The 20,747-nt window shown below is 34.8% G+C and carries 21 protein-coding genes, 3 pseudogenes and 1 riboswitch; of the genes and pseudogenes, 7 read left to right on the top strand and 17 right to left on the bottom strand.

Features of this window, described 5'->3' with window-relative positions; translation table 11 throughout:
- Nucleotides 1–492 precede the first annotated feature (492 nt).
- The 6 genes and pseudogenes from V179_RS31615 to V179_RS0107920 all read right to left on the bottom strand — a co-directional run bounded on the left by V179_RS31615 (nucleotide 493) and on the right by V179_RS0107920 (nucleotide 4,615).
- The gene (locus V179_RS31615) at nucleotides 493–720 is read right to left on the bottom strand and encodes an NUDIX domain-containing protein (RefSeq protein ID WP_235178989.1); all 228 of its coding nucleotides are present in this window, start codon (nucleotides 718–720) and stop codon (nucleotides 493–495) included.
- Between the two features lie 10 nt (nucleotides 721–730).
- Complete coding sequence (locus V179_RS0107935; RefSeq protein WP_028390988.1) at nucleotides 731–1,189, bottom strand: putative iron-sulfur cluster-binding metallochaperone; 459 nt, start codon at nucleotides 1,187–1,189, stop codon at nucleotides 731–733.
- Nucleotides 1,189–1,566 (bottom strand): annotated as a pseudogene (locus tag V179_RS29845) (MerR family DNA-binding protein). The gene V179_RS0107935 and the pseudogene V179_RS29845 overlap by 1 nt, the downstream one beginning before the upstream one ends.
- An 87-nt stretch (nucleotides 1,567–1,653) precedes the next feature.
- Nucleotides 1,654–2,310, bottom strand: a complete 657-nt coding sequence (gene sigH / locus V179_RS0107930; protein ID WP_034300897.1) for an RNA polymerase sporulation sigma factor SigH — start codon at nucleotides 2,308–2,310, stop codon at nucleotides 1,654–1,656.
- Between the two features lie 881 nt (nucleotides 2,311–3,191).
- The gene (locus tag V179_RS0107925; protein WP_028390986.1) at nucleotides 3,192–3,668 is read right to left on the bottom strand and encodes a GNAT family N-acetyltransferase; all 477 of its coding nucleotides are present in this window, start codon (nucleotides 3,666–3,668) and stop codon (nucleotides 3,192–3,194) included.
- A 377-nt stretch (nucleotides 3,669–4,045) separates the two neighbouring features.
- Nucleotides 4,046–4,615 (bottom strand): hypothetical protein, encoded by a 570-nt coding sequence (locus V179_RS0107920; protein ID WP_051404885.1) that lies wholly within the window; start codon nucleotides 4,613–4,615, stop codon nucleotides 4,046–4,048.
- A 971-nt stretch (nucleotides 4,616–5,586) separates the two neighbouring features.
- On the opposite strand from V179_RS0107920, the gene V179_RS0107915 reads away from it, so the two are divergent.
- The 3 genes from V179_RS0107915 to V179_RS31610 are packed head-to-tail and all read left to right on the top strand — an operon-like array spanning nucleotide 5,587 to nucleotide 6,647.
- Nucleotides 5,587–5,952, top strand: coding sequence for a DUF2089 domain-containing protein (locus V179_RS0107915; RefSeq protein ID WP_028390984.1), 366 nt, complete (start codon nucleotides 5,587–5,589; stop codon nucleotides 5,950–5,952).
- Between the two features lie 13 nt (nucleotides 5,953–5,965).
- Nucleotides 5,966–6,355 (top strand): SHOCT-like domain-containing protein, encoded by a 390-nt coding sequence (locus V179_RS0107910; RefSeq protein WP_028390983.1) that lies wholly within the window; start codon nucleotides 5,966–5,968, stop codon nucleotides 6,353–6,355.
- A gap of 10 nt (nucleotides 6,356–6,365) precedes the next feature.
- The gene (locus V179_RS31610) at nucleotides 6,366–6,647 is read left to right on the top strand and encodes a hypothetical protein (RefSeq protein ID WP_028390982.1); all 282 of its coding nucleotides are present in this window, start codon (nucleotides 6,366–6,368) and stop codon (nucleotides 6,645–6,647) included.
- 140 nt (nucleotides 6,648–6,787) lie between these two features.
- On the opposite strand, the gene V179_RS32365 is transcribed toward V179_RS31610, so the two are convergent.
- Nucleotides 6,788–6,934 (bottom strand): JAB domain-containing protein, encoded by a 147-nt coding sequence (locus V179_RS32365; protein WP_407637244.1) that lies wholly within the window; start codon nucleotides 6,932–6,934, stop codon nucleotides 6,788–6,790.
- Nucleotides 6,935–7,746: 812 nt separating this feature from the next.
- On the opposite strand from V179_RS32365, the gene V179_RS0107895 reads away from it, so the two are divergent.
- On the top strand, nucleotides 7,747–8,418 hold the full coding sequence (locus V179_RS0107895; RefSeq protein WP_028390981.1) for an SOS response-associated peptidase: 672 nt from the start codon (nucleotides 7,747–7,749) through the stop codon (nucleotides 8,416–8,418).
- Nucleotides 8,419–9,277: 859 nt separating this feature from the next.
- Here V179_RS0107895 and V179_RS0107890 read toward each other — a convergent pair.
- The 4 genes from V179_RS0107890 to V179_RS0107875 all read right to left on the bottom strand — a co-directional run bounded on the left by V179_RS0107890 (nucleotide 9,278) and on the right by V179_RS0107875 (nucleotide 13,052).
- Complete coding sequence (locus V179_RS0107890; RefSeq protein WP_028390980.1) at nucleotides 9,278–10,555, bottom strand: MFS transporter; 1,278 nt, start codon at nucleotides 10,553–10,555, stop codon at nucleotides 9,278–9,280.
- Nucleotides 10,556–10,571: 16 nt separating this feature from the next.
- Nucleotides 10,572–11,225, bottom strand: coding sequence for an ArsR/SmtB family transcription factor (locus tag V179_RS0107885; protein WP_028390979.1), 654 nt, complete (start codon nucleotides 11,223–11,225; stop codon nucleotides 10,572–10,574).
- 583 nt (nucleotides 11,226–11,808) lie between these two features.
- Nucleotides 11,809–12,024, bottom strand: coding sequence for a hypothetical protein (locus V179_RS0107880; protein WP_028390978.1), 216 nt, complete (start codon nucleotides 12,022–12,024; stop codon nucleotides 11,809–11,811).
- Between the two features lie 458 nt (nucleotides 12,025–12,482).
- Entirely contained in the window at nucleotides 12,483–13,052 is a 570-nt protein-coding gene (locus V179_RS0107875; RefSeq protein WP_028390977.1) for a PASTA domain-containing protein, read from the bottom strand.
- Between the two features lie 1,156 nt (nucleotides 13,053–14,208).
- Nucleotides 14,209–14,268: riboswitch (Fluoride riboswitch) on the top strand.
- 63 nt (nucleotides 14,269–14,331) lie between these two features.
- Here V179_RS0107875 and V179_RS0107870 point away from each other — a divergent pair.
- The 3 genes from V179_RS0107870 to V179_RS29065 all read left to right on the top strand — a co-directional run bounded on the left by V179_RS0107870 (nucleotide 14,332) and on the right by V179_RS29065 (nucleotide 16,513).
- Nucleotides 14,332–15,012 carry a TerC family protein gene (locus V179_RS0107870; protein WP_051404884.1) on the top strand — a complete coding sequence of 227 codons (681 nt, stop codon included), beginning with the start codon at nucleotides 14,332–14,334 and terminating at the stop codon, nucleotides 15,010–15,012.
- Between the two features lie 658 nt (nucleotides 15,013–15,670).
- Nucleotides 15,671–15,979: a PepSY domain-containing protein gene (locus V179_RS0107865; RefSeq protein WP_028390975.1), complete on the top strand. Its 309-nt coding sequence runs from the start codon at nucleotides 15,671–15,673 to the stop codon at nucleotides 15,977–15,979.
- A gap of 75 nt (nucleotides 15,980–16,054) precedes the next feature.
- Entirely contained in the window at nucleotides 16,055–16,513 is a 459-nt protein-coding gene (locus V179_RS29065; RefSeq protein ID WP_051404883.1) for a DUF5342 family protein, read from the top strand.
- Between the two features lie 554 nt (nucleotides 16,514–17,067).
- Here the strand turns inward: V179_RS29065 and V179_RS32360 are convergent.
- From V179_RS32360 to V179_RS27435, 6 genes and pseudogenes are all read right to left on the bottom strand, one after another.
- The gene (locus V179_RS32360; RefSeq protein WP_407637243.1) at nucleotides 17,068–17,292 is read right to left on the bottom strand and encodes a pirin-like C-terminal cupin domain-containing protein; all 225 of its coding nucleotides are present in this window, start codon (nucleotides 17,290–17,292) and stop codon (nucleotides 17,068–17,070) included.
- A 95-nt stretch (nucleotides 17,293–17,387) separates the two neighbouring features.
- Nucleotides 17,388–17,615 carry a pirin family protein gene (locus V179_RS0107855; protein ID WP_268745200.1) on the bottom strand — a complete coding sequence of 76 codons (228 nt, stop codon included), beginning with the start codon at nucleotides 17,613–17,615 and terminating at the stop codon, nucleotides 17,388–17,390.
- 37 nt (nucleotides 17,616–17,652) lie between these two features.
- Nucleotides 17,653–17,796 (bottom strand): hypothetical protein, encoded by a 144-nt coding sequence (locus tag V179_RS30985; protein WP_154663994.1) that lies wholly within the window; start codon nucleotides 17,794–17,796, stop codon nucleotides 17,653–17,655.
- A 3-nt stretch (nucleotides 17,797–17,799) separates the two neighbouring features.
- Nucleotides 17,800–19,065, bottom strand: coding sequence for a hypothetical protein (locus tag V179_RS0107845; protein WP_028390973.1), 1,266 nt, complete (start codon nucleotides 19,063–19,065; stop codon nucleotides 17,800–17,802).
- A gap of 143 nt (nucleotides 19,066–19,208) precedes the next feature.
- Nucleotides 19,209–19,774: pseudogene (locus tag V179_RS29830) on the bottom strand (isochorismatase family protein).
- Between the two features lie 151 nt (nucleotides 19,775–19,925).
- A pseudogene (locus tag V179_RS27435) lies at nucleotides 19,926–20,492 on the bottom strand (VOC family protein); the annotation flags it as partial.
- Nucleotides 20,493–20,747 lie beyond the last annotated feature (255 nt).

Raw genomic sequence — 20,747 nt, 5'->3', positions numbered from 1 at the left:
ATAAAGTTTAATCAAAACACCTCGCAAACCCATATTTTATGATAAATAAGAAGAATCCATTGTGACAAAAGATTGATCAAAATAGATTCATTTTTAGCAGATTTAGGTTAGGTTTTTAAAAAAAGTTAGTTCATTTCTACCTGTTTTGTTCAGCAATCGCGCCTGATTGCTGAAGATCAAAAAATTTAAAAGAACTTCAAAAATTGTTATTAGTTAACGTGTTAAAGCACTCGTTAGCTAGATAAAGAAATAGCTTTTACATTAACTTTTTACAAGCTTCTCCTTCAATTCAACCAACTTTTTCTTAATGGAAGGCTCTGTTTCTTCAGGTAATTGGTCCAACTTGAAGAATTCAGCTTCAATTACTTGATTCTCATCTGGTATTAATTCTCCTTCATAGTCCGTACATAAATAACCAATTGCAACAGTATGATATTCATCTTCACCGTTTTCAGGTTTTGTATTTAATTCCTGACCAGAGTAAACACCAAATTATCTTAGAGAATTTAACATCAAACCTAAATCTTCTTTTACATTTCTTTTAATACAATGCTCAACTGACTCATTTAACTGCAAAATTCCACCTGGAATTCCCCAAGGTGCACCTGAATATCTATACAATAATATTTCGCCTTTATTATTTATTATAGCAACGCTTGGTCGGACTATTATCAGTGGAGCATTTCCGATCATTTCTCTCATATCTTCACAATAACCCATAAAATCCTCCCTATGTTAATTGATTAATAAACTTTGTAACGTTTCCTAGGCAGCAACTACCTTGAGGGTTATTCACTTCACAACCGCATCGGTTTTCCTTTATGTTCTCTCGAATATGTTCTACCGGATTAGGATTAATACCGTTTTCAACATATTCCATTATTCTCTCTTTTGTCCAGTCAAAACAATAACAAATCGGTGTAAGAGACGAATCATCTTTTTGATAAACAGCTACCTGTATATCAGATATAAGATACATGTTATTATTCGTATCAAAATAGACTACGTTACATTTTTTAGTTGAGCAAAAATAGTGACTTTCTTTTGCATTTAATGACTCTAATGCGGATGGTTTAAGTAATGATTTTAGTGTAATTAACAGTACCTTTTTACCTTTATTTTTACATAATGGGCAGATACCATCACTTTCAGTTCTTATTTTATTTACGTTACTACAACAATCTTCCATCATTCTCCCACCTTTTTCTTATTCATTAAGATTTCAATAATAGGACATTCATATAAAGATTTTTCATCAGGGCATCATTCTTTCAAAATAGTAAGCATATGTTCTATTCTTTTTAAGTCTTTAATCTCCTTTTGTACTTCATCTATTTTCTGAATGACAAAATCATACATATGCAGACATCGCTCATCATCTTTATCAACTACCCCAAGTAATTTATGAATTTAAGGTAAAGAGAATCCTAATTCTTGCATTCGTTTAATAAACCGAATTCGATCAACTGTTTTCGATGGGTACATTCTATAACCTGATTCTGATCGGGAATGCTCTGATACTATCCCCATTCTTAAATCAAATTTTATTATTAACAAAGAAACCATTCTGAACTAAGATTGATCAAAATGTAGGGTTTCTTTAAATTAAGGAGGATGTATATTTTCATAAAAAGAATTATCCCAAGAAGTTTTTTAGATTGCGATTTTTTCCCTCAGTATCTGTTCAAGTTTTCTTTTGACTCGCTGTAGAGCATTATCAATCGACTTTACATGTGTGTTCAATTCTTCAGAAATTTCCACATATGAATGTCCTTTAATATAAAGGTCCATCACCCTTCTTTCCAATTCACTAAGCAATTTTGATATTTTTTTATTTATATCATCAAAGTTTTCTTGGTTTATGATTAAAACTTCCGGATTCGTTATTTCTTGTTCAGAAATCATATCCTTTAGCGTATAGTTTGATTCATTATCGTAAAGTGGCTTGTCCAGAGATATATAAGCATTTAGAGGACCATGCTTTTGACGATTAGCCACTTTGATCGCTGTTAATATTTGTCTTGTGATACAAAGATCAGCAAAAGATTTAAACGAGGTATTCATGTCTTCTTTAAAGTCACGAATAGCTTTATATAAACCAATCATTCCCTCTTGAACTAGATCCTCTTTATCTGCACCGATTAAAAAGTATGGACGTGTTTTCATCTGAACGAAGTTCTGGTATTTATTAATTAAAAATGCCAGTGATTCGCTATCGCCACTATGGGACATCTTTACCAATACCATATCTTCTAAATTAGCATAATTTCCAACACTTTGATTTACCTTGAAATTTACATTCACTCTTATCCCTCCGCCAAACTCTACTGAAATCTATTACTTAATAAATTGATATATTGTTTTTCCTATAAGAAAAATTTATCTAGGAATCTTGTTTATAAAAGTAATGCTGAATTAATCGATTTTATTTTTTTGTATCTATATATCGAATTACTAGTATAAAATATAATAAATGAAAACGCTGTCGATTAAAGTCTTATGTAGTCTGTTTATTAAATTCCAACTTACTAGGTTCATTGAAATTGGACAACTAGGTAAAAGAACTTTCAAGTTATTACTCAGGGTGCTATAGCTGTTTAATCGATAGGTAATCTTTACAACCTTTTTCTTCCGATTGCATCAATTGACACTAATAACCTTAATAAACGAACAAAAAAAAGAGCATGTTTTGAAAAAAGATTGATCAAAACACACTCTTACTATATTCAATTGAATCACTCATTAAAAAAAAGCTGGTTCATTTTTGTGATCTTTCCTCCATTAAAGCGCCCTTTCGTATTTTAAGGTCAGTCAGAAAATATTTCTGGTTGACCTTTTTTTATATCGATATATGATAACCGTAGCCGGGGTAGAACGTACGCGCCCGTGGGGCTTGATCCCGACCATTAAACTGTTCGCCCTCTACTTGTTAACACATGATTAGGCTGGTTGGGACATAGTGATCCCGTATAACAAGCGAAGATATGAATGACAAGGTAGATAGAGGTTACCGGTCAATCCATTACATCAGGAGGAGATAATACATGAATCAAGTAGTTGGTCTGGATGTCGCAAAAGGTTGTTGCTTATTTAAGAAAAGCACCCGATAGTTTAAGTGAATTACATCATAAGATTAATCCTTTTAAACATAATATTATTTTCTTTTAAGCGAATTGGTCATTGAGAAAAGTTCATAGCTTTTGCAAATCCAATGAATATATAAGTTCACCGTTATCATCTGTGGAAAGATAAGTAAATTTAAGCTTTTTAAGTAAGTTGATTGAAGCAAGATTTTCAGATGAAACACCTGCATTTATATTGATACAGCCTTTTTGCTTGAGCCAAGCGATAATTTTAACAAGTACTTCATATACATAGCCTTGCTTGGCGTGAAAAGGACTTATAGTGTATCCAATCCAAAAAGTGTAATTTTCCCTTTTTAAATAAACATCACCAATCAATCGATTAGTTGTATTGTTGATTATGGCAAGCTGTACCCCCTTTAAAAAAGAAGGTTCGCTAAGTAATTCTTTAGCATACATTTGCTTTGTCAATCCTTTGAAACCCTGATATCGCATCCAGTTTTCATCATTTCTATATTGCATAAAATCGTCAAGATTTTTCTCTTCAAATCGACGTACAGTACATCGTTCAGTCTTTATCTCCATAACACTTACCTGCCTTTTTGTTTGTATATAAAATCTCAAACAGAACTAGTGTTATGATATAGTATTTTTCTCTCTAGAACCAACAAAAAATTTTTTCGCACTCGTAAATTTAACAAAGATGCTATAACTACTTATTAATAAAATGTTAATTCAACTATACTGCTCGTTAGCTTAAGTGTAATTCTTCACAAACTCAACAATATTTCAACATAGATATCCAGTTTTCCTTAAAGGTTTTATTCAATTATATGGCCCTAAATGGAAATAGCGGTTCCTTATTACAGAAAAGCGCCATTATGGAGTAACGACTATTCCTAATAAGAAAATTTTAAAAACAGCGATAGTAACTTTAACTATTGAAAGTGACTAGTTTCTAATTAATCCTCAACCATAATGGTAACACTACCAAATAATTTATCACCTATATAGGTATCTAAAGCCCACGTCCCACTTTTATTAAATTTCATAGTTGTTGGGGCGTGGCCATTAGCTCCATTAAGCGAACCACCCATAGGAGCATCTTTTACTAACTCAATTTGTTCAGAAGTGTCTTGGTGAATTGCTTTTACCGTTAGTTTACCATTCAATTGTTCACCAGTTCCCCAAAAATACCAAATATGTTTTTGAGGTTTATTTACATAAAATTTATCATTTTCATCAAATGTAACTCCTAAGAGATTGGGTGTTCCAATTAGTGTGTTATTATCAATTTTAAAGTATTCGCTTTCTTTCCAATCACGTTCTTCCCTGACAATATCTTTACCACTTTCTTTTGTGGTTTCCTCCACCTTATGTTGATTATTAATAGATTCTTTTGGTTTATCCTGACCAGCATTATTTTTAGAAGAACAGCCTACTAGTGCTAAAAGAAATAATATCCCAAAAATGCAGATAACCTTTTTTATGTTAATCACTTTCCCTTCTGTAATCTTTGAAAATTTTGTCACTCTAATAATTTCTATATTTTTATAAAAATCCCTTCCTAAACTTAATGCACTTATAGTTTAAATACAATCTTTCACAAACAGCACAAAAACAATACCATAAGTACTATTTTTCTTGAGGTATTTCCTCCATTAAATGGCCCTTTAAATAAAAAAGATGCGTTCCTAAATAAACGCGCCCGATTGTTGAAGATACCGGTATGTATTTATCACTTGTTGTTTCAAAACAAACAATATCTATTCTAAAAGTTCTACGTTTACGTGAGCAGACATATCTGCTCCGTTATCTTGAAGAAAAGAAATCATATTCTAGTCTCTTGAATAGAATCTATACGATTTTTTTTCTTCAACATTACTGCACCCTGCGACAATCGTAAATAATACTATTAACACAATACTATTCAACCTATACACCTTGTCTCCCCCTCCTTCATATCAACATACAAGAGAACAATAAATTTATTTAATTGGTTTAATACAAAACGTTAAAGACATACTTCGACAAATTGTGCGTAAAACAAAAATGCCTTCCTTATCCTAAAAAGGCACCCTATGCTGGAATAACTAAAATATAGACCAAGTCTTCATATCACTGCATAATCGGAGATTAATCAACCCTTAAGCTTAATAATTTTCAAGTTCTAAATCATTAAATAATACATCAATGCTAACGACTGCTGAATCATCATCAGTTGGAATATTAATATCAAATATCCATGGATTATTAGTCAGCATCGCAAAGTCTAGTAATCGTGCTCATTAAATAATTGGGTATTTTCGCCAAGTCTAATATCTACAATATCAACCATTATGGTAAATATAATACTTGTATGAATAATGAAAATGGATGATTAATGATATTGAATAGTAAATTAACATTATTGATTTTTTGAGTTAAAAAGCTTAAATTTAATTATTTATCTTTTCGATTTCTTGTTATATAATCGTATCAACTAAAAGGAAGGAATTTCATTATGGCTTATAAAGTAATCACAAATTGTCCTGTCTGCAGTAAAACATTGAAAATTACAAAGTTACAGTGCTTTCATTGTCACACTACGATTGAAAATGAGTTTGAATTATCTAAGCTGGCATCCTTATCAAAGGATCAGCTTCATTTTGTGGAAGTATTTTTAACATGCAGAGGGAATATCAAAGAAGTTGAAAAGGAACTGGGGATTTCGTATCCAACGGTCCGAGGCAAGCTAACAGACATCATTTCATCCCTTGGATATGTGCAGAAGAAGAAAAATGGGGTAGACGAGAAAAAGGTTGTCACCATGTTGGAAAATGGCGAAATCACATATGAAGAAGCCATTAAGCTCTTAAAAGAGGATTAGGGAGGAATTTATCATGAAAGAGGAAATTACAAGAGTGCTAACAATGGTTAAAGAAGGGAAGATTGAAGCAGATAAGGGTACAGAACTGATTCAAGTATTAAAAGAGAAAGAAGAAACAGGTAATAAGCTTTTTGAAAAGCCGACTAAATATTTAGATAAAACATTAAAAATTCGTGTTGTATCGGCCGAAAATGATAACGTCACGGTCAATTTGCCTATAAAACTTGTCAAGGTAGTATTAATGGCTGGACACAGCATCGCAGCGAGTATTCCTCAATCGGAAAAATACGTTAAAGATATAGACATAAGCCTTATTATTGAAGCAATCGAAAACGAATTAGATGGCCAAATTGTTGATATTAAATCGGCAAACGGGGATACCGTTTCGGTCATCATTGATTAGTGATTTGCTTATGATGCATGTAAAAGTGAAAGCAAAAGACGTTCGGTTTACCATCCCAATTCCATATCCTATTTTAAACATTGTTATTTCAATTTTGTCTTCAAATTTTTTTCAGAAAAATGCAAACAAATGGACAAAAGAGCACTTCAAAAGAAAAAAACTGGACTTTACCTTTCCATTAATAGATAAAAAAACGTTAAAGCCTATCGTCAAGGAACTGAAAGATTATAAGGGGTTCGTGCTAGTAGATGTCAAAGCTAAGGACGGTACTGAGGTTAAGGTTAGACTATAATTTATTATAGAATACACCGACCACTGACTGGAATTTTGAAGAAAAAGCCTAATTTCTCGCTTACAATACCGAGAAAATTATTATAGCCCCTATTGTAGTTTGGAATAAAGATTGATTGAAAAATATCCCTCAATCCTTATCTAACAGCAACTCAGACTTCCTACATGTGCACTATGAAGCCCGATAACTTGATTTTTAGCGTTGAACATCAACACAAGAAATACTTCTCTATCTTCATCAGCGATAAATGAAGCCGCTAACTCTTGCACATCACCCGGTGATACAATCCAATAGGATGAAAATGGTTCTGACGTTTCACTAACTTCCTGTTTAATTCATACCACTTCAAAAATTGAGTTTAATTTCATTAAAAACACTCCTTTTTCGTATGATTTTGTACGTTACTTATTTCCATTGATTTTTGGCTATCCGATTGGGCTTGTCCCACCGCCTAAAGAATTTCCTTTAATGGTTTTGGGTTTTAAGCCTTTCCTTTTGTCTTTCGAAGCGAAGTCTGTTCCCAAAAGGGGGATTAATTTTCCTCTTTTGCAAGTAGAAAGAAAAACACGCATAGCAATGGGCAAAGGCGGTCTGAGCCAAAAGTTTTTTATGTTGCGTAGCGTTTATTAATAAAAAAGTTTTGTGCTCCTTGACCAATTGACTAGGCTTCTTAGCTGTTTTACGATTCGGAAGGGAAAAATAAAATAAAAAGCAGCCGCATTCCTTTCGTCTTTATCTCTTTGTTCTTTATCTCTTTGATCTTTAGCTGTTCGGCTCGTTCAATATGGCGGGAACCGTAAATGGTACAGGAACCTACGGAATGTAGGCGTTAGCCGTACAGACCCGTAGGTTCCTGTACCATTTAATGCCGAAGTGACACGTATAGCCTGTTAGAAAGGACGCTTTTCCCTTTCTTACAGGCTGTAGTGCTGCCACCGTTTAAACATTACCTTTTTGTTATTTATTTCAAAACCACAATAATAAAATGCAAATTATCCAATTAACCATATAGAAATATTGGAATTCTGGAACGCTGATTTGTCACTAAAAGGATCATATGCTAGAATCAACCTAATTAATCTAACAAGTAGGTGATACTATGTGTGGACGATACACTTTGTTCACTGACATAGAAGAAATAATGGACCGTTTTGACATAAAAGCTCCATTTATTGACGAGTATCAATTCAGTTATAATATCGCTCCTTCACACTCTGTTTTGTCAGTGATCAATGACGGAACTACGAATCGTTTAGGCTACCTTCGTTGGGGGTTAATCCCTTTCTGGGCTAAAGATGAAAAGATTAGTTACAAAATGATCAACGCTAGGGCTGAGACAATCGCTGAGAAACCAAGTTTTAAGAATGCCTATAAAAAGAAACGTTGTTTAATACTTGCTGACTCTTTCTATGAGTGGAAGAAAACACCCGAACGTAAAATTCCCATGCGAATTAAACTTAAGACAGATGAACCATTTGCTATGGCGGGGTTATGGGAATCGTGGAAATCACCTGAAGGAAGACCGATTTATTCCTGTTCCGTTATCACTACAACGCCTAATAAGCTAATGTCCTCAATTCACGACAGAATGCCTGTTATACTTAAGCCCGAGGATGAGAAAGTATGGTTAGATCCTTCTATACATGATACCGACTATCTGCAACAGTACCTTAAACCATTTGATGCACTCCAAATGGAAGCTTTTGAAGTATCATCCCAAGTTAATACACCTAAGAACAATTCTCCTAATTTAATCCAAAAAATATGCTGAGAGATCACCCAAAGAGTCATTTTTTTCTTTTAATAGGTCAATCCTTCACTAATTCTGCTCGCAATTTAATAACACCAAATTCTACATAATCCATCAGGTCACAAAAAAAGGCTACTCATAAAGAGCAGCCAATATTAGTGAAGGGTACCCCATTATATGTAGCCTCCATACTTGCCCGTTCTAAATCTAGGACGTGGTTAAAAATATAATTGTTTAATTTTTGATGTAAGCTACTTTACTATAATAAAAAATATTACAATAAAATCGTATAAAAATCTAAGTTATTCAAGAATCGCGCTCGATTGCGGAATATCGTTTATGAAATAATGCAACCCGTTAGCTCTATTTTGACTAACCACTTCACCAAATGTTTTTTATTAAGCGAATCATCATTTTTGGTAAAAACATTAAGATGTTCCAAGCCACTTCAAATAAGATTGAATCTCTAAGCTCAATTAGGATTTCTTTAAAAAAGCCATTCTGCCTTTCTTTTTTTATTTTTCATCTTCTAACTCCCAATAACTCAATATTTATTTAAATTATTATCCAATTTTCTTTGTTGCAATAAATATATGGTTTGACATGAAACTCCCTCCTTTACTTCATATATTAATCCACCAGCAAGGTATCAATCTTTGTTTAATTATCCTGCTCGTTACTTTAAGTACATAATTTCACAATCTCCTTTAAAATTTAGCATAGAAATCTAATTTTCTTTAAAGGAGTTGCTAAACAATATGGCCCAATAACGGAAAAAAGCGATCTTCTTTTTTGAAGAATCGCGCCCTTTAATTGAATAACTAAAATATGGTCGCCCGTTAGTTCAACAAGAAAATACTGATCTCGTAAAACAAATAGTTTATTTTAGTTTTTTACTTCCACGGGACCAGATTACGACTGGAATCAGTAATAAAGATAAAATTCCTCCAACAAATGATAATGTTGTATAACTTGAAACTGCCACAATCATTCCCGATAAGACTCCCCCAGAAGCTCCTGATAATGCAATTAAAACATCCACTGTACCTTGGGTTTTAGCTCGTGTTGAAGTTTCAGTCGAATCAACAATAAGTGCGGTCCCACTTATCAAACCAAAATTCCATCCTAATCCTAGTAAAGAAAGAGCAATTATTAGAAGAATCATAGAATCTCCTGGTGCAATCGTTGCTATTAAACCTGCTAGAAGCAACGTAATTCCAGAAGCAATAGCCATCGCAGTACGCCCCAACTTATCAACAAGGACACCTGTAACCAGTGAAGGTAGATACATTGCGCCTATATGAAATCCAATAACAAGACCTATTTCTCCCAATCCATGTCCATGATGTCTCATATGTACTGGCGTCATTGTCATAATGGCAACCATTACAATTTGAGTAAAAACCATAATTGTCGCACCAACGATAATACCTTTTTTGTTTTCTATTTGGTCAGTATCTTCATATCGATCTTTATGGTCATGTTCCTGATTGGACGCTTCTATTGTTCTTGCTACAACTAACGGATCTGGACGAAGCATAATGAAAAGTACAAGACCTGCTAAAATATATGCTGCTGCCGATAAAATGAAAGGACCAGCAAGTGATGGAACGCCAATAGAAAGAGCAAAATCCCCCATGACATTCACTAAATTCGGACCTGCAACTGCACCAAATGTTGTAAAAGCCATAGTAATACTAATAGCAGTCGCTCGCTGTTTACTATTTGCTAAATCCGTACCTGCATACCGAGCTTGTAAATTTGTTGCTGTCCCTGCACCATAAACAAATAGGGAAGCAAATAACAGGAAAACACTATCTATTATGGCTGCAATAATTACTCCTATTGCTCCAAGTCCACCGATCATGAAACCAGCTGTCAAACCTGAACGACGTCCAAAACGTTGGGAAAGTCCCCCAACAAATAAAGCAGCTCCTGCGGACCCTAAAGTAAATAAAGCTGAAGGAAGTCCAGCATATGCGTCCGTACCCAGCATTTGTTGTGCGAGAAGTGCACCTACAGTAATTCCAGCTGCTAACCCTGCACCACCAAAAATTTGTGAAATACTTACAATCATTAATGTACGTTTGTATAACTTTTTTTGTTTTTCTTGGGAATCTACATAACTCTGACTCAAATGATAGGGTTTACTAGACATTGGTTAGGACCTCAATTCATTTATTATTCTGTAATTTCTTCCAATCACGTACACCTTCCTCTAAACGAAAAGCATTAACACCTCTAGACCTTAAAAGTTCAACAGCTTCCACCGACATTAAACAGTAACAACCTCGGCAATAAGCAACCACATCACAATTGGTCGGTAAAGTAGAAAGTTTTTCCCTTAGCTCTTCAATTGGCATAGAAACAGCACCAGGAATATGAGCCTCTTCATATTCTTCTGTAGGTCTCACATCCAACAAAATAACTTCACCTTTTTCAATCCGTTCTTTAAGTTCTGGTAGTGAAACCCCATCCATGCCGAGATTGGCATTTAAGAACTCTTGTTTAATTTGTTGAACCTGTACAAACTGTTTTTCTGATAATGTGTGCAAGGAAGTTAAAAAATCCGAAATAGCTGAATCTGCAAGTTCGTAAATGACGTAGTTCCCTTTCTTCTGAAACTTTACTAATCTAGAATTAGCAAGAGTTTGTAAATGTTGAGATACATTCGCCACAGACATAGTAGTTGCTTTTGATAATGCCTCCACTGACTTCGGGCCTTGAGATAAAATATCGAGAATCTCCAATCGTTTTGGACTAGACAGACTTTTACCTATTCTTGCGAACTCTTGATACAGTAAATCTTTTAAATTTCGTTCATTGATCATTTTAAATCACCATCCAACCTATTCAAGTATTTTATTGAATACTTGAATTATAAAACTAATTGTTTTTCTTTTCAATAATTCTATCTTTAACTCACTCGATAGTTTAAGTGCAATCCTTCATAATCTCAGCTATCTTTCAAAATAAATGCCAGTTTTTTTAAAGATGTTGTTCGTTTATATGGCCCTTATATTAAAAGAGCACTACCCTCATTCAAGGATAGCACCCGTTAGCCATCATTCAGCGCCAAAAACAACGCTACACCACAGAAAATGAAAATGACAGAAAACCACCGTCAATACTGATTCTTAATCCAGTCAATCTATAAATCAATGATTTGTGGCTCTCTCCATTTTTTTAAAACGAATGAGACTTTTGTCTTTTTTCGGAGTTACAGAAGTTTATTTTCATGGTAGTTGAAGATAAGCACTTTCAAATACTTTACTCATTTTCTACCGGATTTTATCGATAGATAAGCAAGTTTGTAATTTGCAAACATAAGAAGTCCCTCTAAATGGATTCCCATTTAGGAAGTCCACTGCATGCCATAACCCTTCGGTTAAAGGATGACTTTACTTAATTCTAATCTCCTGTTTTGGAGCCATGATTGTCGTCATCAACGGTACCTTTCCCCGCCTTGTTGTCCAGCGCTCCTCCAGAAACAGCACCTTCTACTGCAACTGAACCAAATGGATCAAGAGCAGAAGCCATGGTATCCCCAGTAAAAGCACCTACACCAGTTCCTACTGCCTTGTCAGTATAGTTATCATCACGTTTGCGTTTGTTGATATCAGCCATCTATTTCACTCCCTCGTTTTTTATAGGGAAGTGCTATTGTTTTAGCAGCACTGTCCCATAATATAGTTTGTCCAATAGGGACAAATTTACGAGGAGGGATTAATAAGCATTTGTAAATTTTTTTACCACCCAGTGTTATTCAACAATCTGGCAAGTTTGTTGAATAGCATAACCGACGTTTTAGTTTTCTGGTAACCCAAGTACCCTGATATTGAAGCACATCAATAACGTAACAACTTAAAGCACTCTATAAGTTGCGTCTGAATTGGAACCGGGACATCATTGCTTCAAATTCCTGTTTCCCATTAGAACCATACACAATAATTTCCCATCTAAAACAGATCCATTCGGTATATTAATTGATAATAGTTCCGAGAAGTTTGCCGTAACCTCATTATTATGACGAGTATATAGCAATGAGCTAGGTGAAGTAATGAGAATCACAACAACTTCACAAATCAACCTTCTAAGTTTATAGTCACTTTTACTGTGCTGCCCTTCCGTACCAAACTTCCAGGGGGTGGTTCGATATTGACAACCTCTTCATTTTCATATCTAGGATCAGCTTGTAATATAATGTACTCGACTCGAAGACCAAGAGATTCAGCACTTGGATTAACCATTCCCATGTCATCGCCTTTTTCAACTTCTTCTTTCTTCTGCCAGTCTGGAACGGTGACATAACCCAACAACTCGATGATTCCGTCCTGGCGTTGATGTACCTCGTTAAGAGTATTCTCGATATTTCGAAGGGTATTGCTAATTTCGGCAAATCTGTTCTGGAATTCTGTATATCCAAGAAGAAGCTGCTGGATTTTATTATCAATGATGTCACAGTATGCAAGTTCGAGAATCTGATCCTTCTTAATACTACTAAGATAACCGGCAAGAACGTCATTGGTTACATCACCGGTCTGTGGATTGATTACTAAACCGTGGATTGCATCGTTCCCCCTAGGTGTACGAATCGCATCACGCATCTCAACGGTAAAGCGTGTAGATATATCAAGTGGATAATTTGATGTCATGACTTCCCCTCATTTGTGATAAAGTAATCTTGTTTAAATCATATAGAGTTTAGAAAGTAGGGTACTCACTATATTCATTTCTTATTCCTTTAAAAAGTATCTCAGCGTTTAAAAGATGTTTTATAAGTGAAGAGAAATAAACAGTTTGGTCCAATCTGAAACATAAATTACACTACCTCGATAGAGTAAAATAAGCTATTCGTAATTTCCCTTCCTGTGTTTCGGAGAACACGTGTTTATCTACATATCCCATCTTCAACCATCTTTTAATGAGTGCTTTTCCTGAAAAAACGAGAGGTTTGTTTCTCTATCCATTCATGACGCAAAAGATCAAAACAACTCTTGAAGTCCCCTTCAAAAATCCATTTTTTCTTACTATTGGTGTTAATCTTGTTAAAGACTCCGGGCAAGATGTGGGACACAGCACAGTAGCATTATGGATCTACTTTTCCTCTTACCAATACCCAAGCGAAACTATGTATTATCTCTAGCTAATTAACGAAGCTTACATACCTTCACTTTTGTTCACCATATCTGTGTTCTCCTAGCAGTATTCCGGACCATACATTTGTCCTCTGTTTCCTTATTTCCTCATGCAATCTACAAACTTGTTGCCAAGCATGCAGTTTCAGATGGGTGATCTTCTTTGTGTCTAAATGAGGAGCATAAGCTACACTGTGTGAATGTGACTTCTTGTCGTACCATAAAGTCAATTTTCGGAAGCTGCAAAAGAGCCAAACCTTTGATAATACTGGGTTTGGCTCTTGTCTGTATTTTATCGATTATGCATGATTTTATACAATGTTGATTTATTAACGTTTTTGGCTTTTGAAGAAGCCTGGCAACTGTATAAAAAGTGGGATTTTATGCAATTTTTTTTAGAAAAACTTTCCCATATTTCAAGAGCAATTTGTTATTTCTTTGAATTTAACCATGTTATTACTGAATCGTTTTTTCGTATTATGATTTTTAATAAGACCTTTTAATAGACAATTGTCTCAATTTCTATCGTTTTGTCCTTACACTCCGAAACCATGTATACGGTGGCTTTTTTGCTTTTTGCTGGTGCTACTCCTTTAATAGCTGTAAACATCTAAAAATAATTAATAATTTAGATATATTTTTGTGACAAGCAATATATCTTGTATTGTATCTAATTTGAATAGGCGATGGAGTTCGCCATAACTGGCATAAAGCTAATGACTCCTATCAGAATAGAACATATTTCTGGTAGGTGTCTGTGTTTTAAAAGGAAAATCTTATATGGGGGTATTTTATTTTGAGTGATATTTTAAAGATTTATTTAATGAATCTTATTAATGACATTGATAACATTTTAATTATTTTAGCAGTTATCCGAAAATATCATTATCAAATAAAAGCATTATTTATATATATTGTCATCAGTTTAACTATAAGTCGAACGTTGTATATAATGATTATTCATTCATTGTCAGATATACCTGGTTTACGAGTAATTATAGGAATTGTTATGCTCTATATTGCTATTCGATTAGCATGGTCAATTAAAAAAGTAAGGAAAACAAGATCTATTCCCACTATATCGACTTTTCAGATGTTATTGATTATTATAGTAACAGATTTTTCAATTTGTTTAGATAGTATTATGATTACGGCTGAACTTTCATCGAATATCCTTTTTATTGTAATAGGGATTTTTTTAAGTATTTCTACGATTTTTATTATAATTAATTTGTTTTCTGAAATAATTGCTGATACATCGTGGATTCAAATAATTGTAAATGGTTTAATTGCACATGTTGCTATTTTAGGTATTGTAAAAGATCCTATAACAAAGGAATTATTAATTTTCTTAGAAGGTTTTTTAGAAATTCATATCAACAATTGGATAAACGTTTTTGCTTTAGATATTGTAATAATAATTATGATTATTGGATTAATAAGGAGAATACAAAACCGTACCTCATTTAATGATTAAAAGATGAATTATAAATGATAAAGAGCTCGATATTGAGCTCTCTTTCGGGTCCAGTCTCGGAATGAGGATTTACTATGATAAGACTTTTGAGATAAGTTATATGAGACACTAGCGCCCCTTAATTTACCAATTTATCTTCATAAAAATTTCTGAAAGAAGTCCCCATAAATTGTTCCTTCTTCATAAAGTGCTTCAGAGTATCAAACTGTTGAGTAAATGGTGCTAATACCGTCCCTTATTGCGTCCTGTAATGAAATGATCGAACGACTAATGACACCAATGAACAGCAAGAAAAGTTCAACAAATCCTTACTTACTAAATTAGACGTACAACAAAATTACATAAAATAACTTATCGGCATAAAAAAAGATCTTCAATTTTTAGTTGAATACGGTTTTTTTATGTATGATTTTGCATACTTTCATACATTCATTACAATATTGACTCCAATATGCTTTGCATAATGAATGCAAAGCTGAAACCCCCATTCAATTAATTGAGTGGGGGTTTTTATTAGTTTCACCTACTAGATCAGAGTCAAAAAACGCAAACTTGATATTCGTTTACTTTTCTAAGAGTATTTTAAGGTTCTTCTTCTTTTTCTTTAAACTCGAGAGGTTATGATAACAATACAAACAACACGAGGAGGTTATCAAGCATGAAATTGATACCAATGCTATTAACAGGTGCTTTAATCGCGGGTGGTCTAGGAGCTCATACACTGCTTGATAACCAACCGGTAATTGAACAAACAAATGCACCCTCACAAACAATTAATGAATTACAAGCAAAGACTATTGCCTTAGACACATCAAAAGGCGGTCTAGTAACGAATACTCAAACCGTTGAAAATTATGGAAGTAAAACATACAAGATTTCTATTGTAAATCAAGATACAGAATACACGGTGGATATTGATGCATCAACAGGAGATGCTTTGATCGTTAATCAACAGATGAAAGAGTGAAGTAACCACGGTATAGACGATTTAAAACCATTTATGGAAAAGTTCAATGAGTAATTATCTTAGGAGGTTTTTATAATGATTAAAGATTTTAACATAAAACTATTGTTTGAAGATCAAGTTCATGAACGTCATCAGTTTTCGTTAACCTTTGAAAGGGATAATTATCAAGGGATTTTCTACGATGGAGAAATTCAGTGGTTTCATCCTCAACCCCAAAATAACCTTGAAGGAGATGACCTTCAAACCTTGGAATCGAAAGTGTATGACTTCATGACAAACCACGTATATCAAGATTTTAAAGTAAAACCATTGTTTGAAGATCAAGTTCATGAACGTCATCAGTTTTCGTTAACCTGTGAAAGGGATAATTATCAAGGGATTTTCTACGATGGAGAAATTCAGTGGTTTCATCCTCAACCCCAAAATAACCTTGAAGGAGATGACCTTCAAGATTTGGAATCCAAAGTGTATGACTTAATGACTAACTACGTATATCAAGATTTTAAAGGAAAATCATTGTTCGCAATAGACTAAATATATAAAAGGTGGGTATCTAAATGATGCCCACCCTTTTTCGCCTCGAAAAATCCATTTTAATAATAAACGACCCTTTCAATTGAAAAAGAAGTGTGTTCAGAAAAGGACGAGTTTTAGAACATAGATGGCATTTGTACTGCTTAAAAGATATACGTTGTTGTGAAATGAAATAATAAAGTCATTGAAAAATGTTCATCATGTTATTCCAAATTCGGGCCATTTTCTCGAATTAATTATTGTAAAAACGATAAAAAACATAAAAAGCGAATTCCTTTTAGCAAAGAATTCGCTTTTTTGCACTTCCCAATTTGTTTTTGATATGGTTTCAAGCTTAATTAAATAAAATATTATTAAGAACCTCCTTAGTATCAAAAAACTCATTTACTGAGAATACTGATTACGAAAAACCAAGTCCGAACTGCCAAGCCCTTACTAATTTAGCCATGTTAAGAAATTTAAAATGGTACACCATCAAGCGTTCCCATGTTGCCGTTAACAAAATTCTTCTCAGCCTTTGAGAGCTCTTCTTTACTCGTTGCAACAAATGGGCCTTAGAAGTATATTTTCCATTTAATTTTTTCACCACCTATTAAGGCAACAATCGCCTCATCTGATTGTGAAGATATGGTAATTTTAATACCGGATGATAAAACTGCTAATTCTCCTGTTTGTATGTTTTTATTATCTACTATTAAGCGGCCTAAAACTCCGTAAAGCCCTAATTCAAACCTTTCATTTACTTCAATTTCAATCGACGTATTTTTACTAAAGTTAATACTAGCGAGAACAGTTGGCGATTCTGACTCAATAAGGCCATGAACACCATCAACTGTTCCTGTCAGTACTTTAATCGTAGCACCATCCTTTTCAATTACTGGTATATCGTTGGATTTAAATGATTAATAAGCAGTTCCATTTCAGATTTTTCCGGTGGTAATGCCGCCCATAATTGTAAGCCATGTAATTGTAAGCCATGTCTTCCTTCAAAAGGCTTTTCTTCATGTAATATCCCACTGCCTGCACGTATCCATTGTGAATCACTGTGCTCAAGAACATCTTTATAGCCTCTGCTATCACTGTGTTCCATTTTACCTTTGATCAGGTAGGTGTACCTGCATGTGGGTGTGGCTTATCACCTATACCTCTTTTAGAGAATGATCAAGGAATACAAATGGGCCTAAGGATCGACGTTCAATTTGAGGTAGTGCTCTAAAAAGCGTCATATCACCATCGTTAATTACTTTCTGGCCTTTAATCATACTTTCAACCGTTCGCTGCAACGTTCATTCCTCCGTTCGTTGTGGTTGTGAATTTTCCCCATGAACTATCATTTCGCCGTCAATATTAAAATTCGCAACTTCGCCGCCTTCCAATGCATAATTCGTAACATTGTCGCCGTAAGTAACAATGTCACCATGAATCGTTAAATTTTCAATTTTGCCACCTGATTTAATACTTATTGCATTTGCTGCAAGCTCCGTTAATACGCCTTTAACTAAGGAATTACCTACAGCGCCATATGTTGTTACATTTTCTTTCACAGTCATATGTCCAATTGGTTTACTCACTTGTATGCCTATTGAACCATCACCATGAGTTGTAATGGATTTAAAAGTAATATTTTCAACCGTACCGTCATATTGGTTAAAGCCTCTAGCACCTACCCCATATGTAGTAATATCTTGTGCCATGAAGTCTTTTACTGTGCCAAAGTTCACGAATCCGATACCGCTTGGTCCATAAGAAACGATTGAATCATTGCTAACCCATTTTTCAACTTTGCCCCATGTATCCAGAACCATGTCGTTCACACCGTATGTCACAAGTTCACCATGATGTTCAATTGTTTTTGCCTCAACACCATAAACAATGAAAACAGCAGCGGTAATAATATCAGCTGTACCAAAGGGTAACATACCATTTGAATACACAGCATCAGTAGTTAATGTTTCCAAATATACTTTGCCACCTTTATCGCCAAAACCACAAACAAAAATGCCTGAACCAATAACAGGAGCATTAATAAAGCCCAAGCTGATATTTGTTAATTCGCAATAAATCCTACTGTTTTCGTCAGAATTAAAATTGTATACCGTCAGTGCCCCTTGGTATACATTCACGCCATACTTTTGCGGTTGCTCACTGTAATGCCTGGAATCGCAAGAAGTAATGTGTATGTTATTTGCGATGAAATTGATCTTGTCTGTTCCCTGCCTAGAAATAATAGAAACCTGCCCTGTAATTTTCAAATTTTCAAGGTCAATATTTCCCATATCTCGAATACCGCACACCGTATATATGGCTCGGTTCGTTTGCTTTGTCATAACTGTTAGATTTGAGATGGTATTGTCGCGGGTCACACCAAAACCATCACTATTGTTAAAGCTCACCATACATGACTCATTACTTTTTCCTGTTAATTGGTAGCCTTCAGGTAACGTAATGGAATGAGGGGAAAGAATGGATGCTTCTATCTCCAAAACTTGTGGGATATTTTCCGATATGGCTTGTAGCAATTCTAAAAGTGTATTGACTTTTGTTTTTTTCATTTTACATTCTCCCTAAAATTTATTATCTGCAATAATCGACGTAAGGAAATTATTACGGCAGTATAAAAGAGGGACGTAGTCTAATGTAGGCTCGTCCCTCTTTCATTTATTACGGCCCTTCGCCCATTTATTACAGTGTTATTTTACTTGCTAACATCGCTCTGGGCTCCCATATAAGTCCCAATCACATTTTCGTAACCCGCCAGATGGCCAGCAAGTAGGGTATGTCGTTGCGCCAATCAGTTCGCTCGCCACGCTAAAACACGCATCAGCGCAGCGTTCGCGCCCTGTTCGCAATAGGTTCCGGAGGCATTTTGACGGCAAATACTTCATAACCCGCATTTACAGCAGAAAGTGCTGGTCAGGCCACGCAGACATCGGTGACCACGCCCGCGATGATCAACTGCTTTCTGCCAGTCGCCTTAATAGCATTGACAAAGTCTTCGTTATCCCATGCGTTGATTTGGCCTGGGCGAGAGATCATCGGCGCATTTGGAGTAAGCTCGCTCGGTCAGCCCCTGCATTAATGGACCGTTTGGACCGTTATCGAAGCTCGAAGTCAGGATAACAGGTAATCGAAAAATTTAGCGGTATTGGCCAAAGCCAGGACGTTATTCTTAAATTCATCAACACCGTAGTCACGTACGAGACCGGAGATAAGTCCCGTCTGGTGTTCGACTAGAAGTACGACGGCATCCTCTTTAGAAATACGGCGATAGAGATCCCAATTGTATTCCTCCTTTTAATAAGTAGAACATATTTAATCTTCCCTATACCCTACTATTTATCAATTAATGAAGTTTTGATTTATTTGAAGCTTTTTTTTGCACTTTTTCTTACCGGGTGTCTACTAGGATGTTTTATTTAGTTACAAGTGGTTTAAATTTCTGTTCAATTTGCTCTCTTTTTGATTCCAAGAATGGAGGGAGGGCAATATTCTTGCCTAAGTGGTCGACCGATTCGTCGATTGCGAATCCAGGACCATCTGTCGCAAGTTCAAAAAGGATCCCATTTGGTTCTCTAAAGTACAGAGAACGGAAATAATAACGGTCGACAAATCCAGAGTTAGGGAATCCGGCAACGTCAATTTTTTGAATCCACTTACGCAATTCTTCTTCATTATCCACTCGGAATGCCACATGATGGACACTCCCTCTACCAGAACGTTCCACTTGAAGGTCGCTGCGCTCTTCAAGGTGGATCTCTGAACCGTTTCCACCTTCATCTGTTTCAAATACTAAAATATCTGGTTGCACTTCCACTTCCGACATATATTGTCTTGTTTGCTGATATCCTAAAATTTCGGTCAGGACATCGACTGTTGGTGTCATATTACGGACAGTCAATTTAATCGCACCTAAACCGATAATCCCGTAATCAGTTGGAACTGGGCTTTTATCCCACGGGTTACCGCCCTTAACACCTTTGATTCTCATCTGACAATGGTCACTGTTTCCTTCGATTGTAGAGCAACGCAGGTAGAAAATGATCAAACTATTTTTCAGAAAATTTACACTAATTCACAAAGTGTGAAGCCATTTTAATCAGTCTTTTTTCAAAATGACTTCATTGCATTTACTGTTAAACGGGGTCTGTAAGGTATTTTTGATTAAACTTTATTACACTTTTCTGGAATAAGCAATTAGCTTATATTAATGAGAAAGACACCCTTAATTTCTTTT

Source organism: Bacillus cihuensis (assembly GCF_000504145.1).
Lineage (GTDB): Bacteria > Bacillota > Bacilli > Bacillales > DSM-1321 > Peribacillus > Peribacillus huizhouensis.
This window is presented reverse-complemented; position numbering and strand designations above follow the sequence as displayed.

Excerpts from the sequence above, each read along its gene's own strand:
- V179_RS0107925 (WP_028390986.1), bottom strand. The coding sequence starts at position 3,668 with ATGGAGATAAAGACTGAACGATGTACTGTACGTCGATTTGAAGAGAAA.
- V179_RS0107935 (WP_028390988.1), bottom strand. The coding sequence starts at position 1,189 with ATGGAAGATTGTTGTAGTAACGTAAATAAAATAAGAACTGAAAGTGAT.
- V179_RS31610 (WP_028390982.1), top strand. The coding sequence starts at position 6,366 with ATGATGCATGTAAAAGTGAAAGCAAAAGACGTTCGGTTTACCATCCCA.
- V179_RS0107910 (WP_028390983.1), top strand. The coding sequence starts at position 5,966 with ATGAAAGAGGAAATTACAAGAGTGCTAACAATGGTTAAAGAAGGGAAG.
- V179_RS0107865 (WP_028390975.1), top strand. The coding sequence starts at position 15,671 with ATGAAATTGATACCAATGCTATTAACAGGTGCTTTAATCGCGGGTGGT.
- V179_RS29065 (WP_051404883.1), top strand. The coding sequence starts at position 16,055 with ATGATTAAAGATTTTAACATAAAACTATTGTTTGAAGATCAAGTTCAT.
- V179_RS0107845 (WP_028390973.1), bottom strand. The coding sequence starts at position 19,065 with ATGAAAAAAACAAAAGTCAATACACTTTTAGAATTGCTACAAGCCATA.
- V179_RS31615 (WP_235178989.1), bottom strand. The coding sequence starts at position 720 with ATGGGTTATTGTGAAGATATGAGAGAAATGATCGGAAATGCTCCACTG.
- V179_RS0107895 (WP_028390981.1), top strand. The coding sequence starts at position 7,747 with ATGTGTGGACGATACACTTTGTTCACTGACATAGAAGAAATAATGGAC.
- V179_RS0107875 (WP_028390977.1), bottom strand. The coding sequence starts at position 13,052 with ATGACATCAAATTATCCACTTGATATATCTACACGCTTTACCGTTGAG.
- V179_RS0107915 (WP_028390984.1), top strand. The coding sequence starts at position 5,587 with ATGGCTTATAAAGTAATCACAAATTGTCCTGTCTGCAGTAAAACATTG.
- V179_RS0107880 (WP_028390978.1), bottom strand. The coding sequence starts at position 12,024 with ATGGCTGATATCAACAAACGCAAACGTGATGATAACTATACTGACAAG.
- V179_RS0107890 (WP_028390980.1), bottom strand. The coding sequence starts at position 10,555 with ATGTCTAGTAAACCCTATCATTTGAGTCAGAGTTATGTAGATTCCCAA.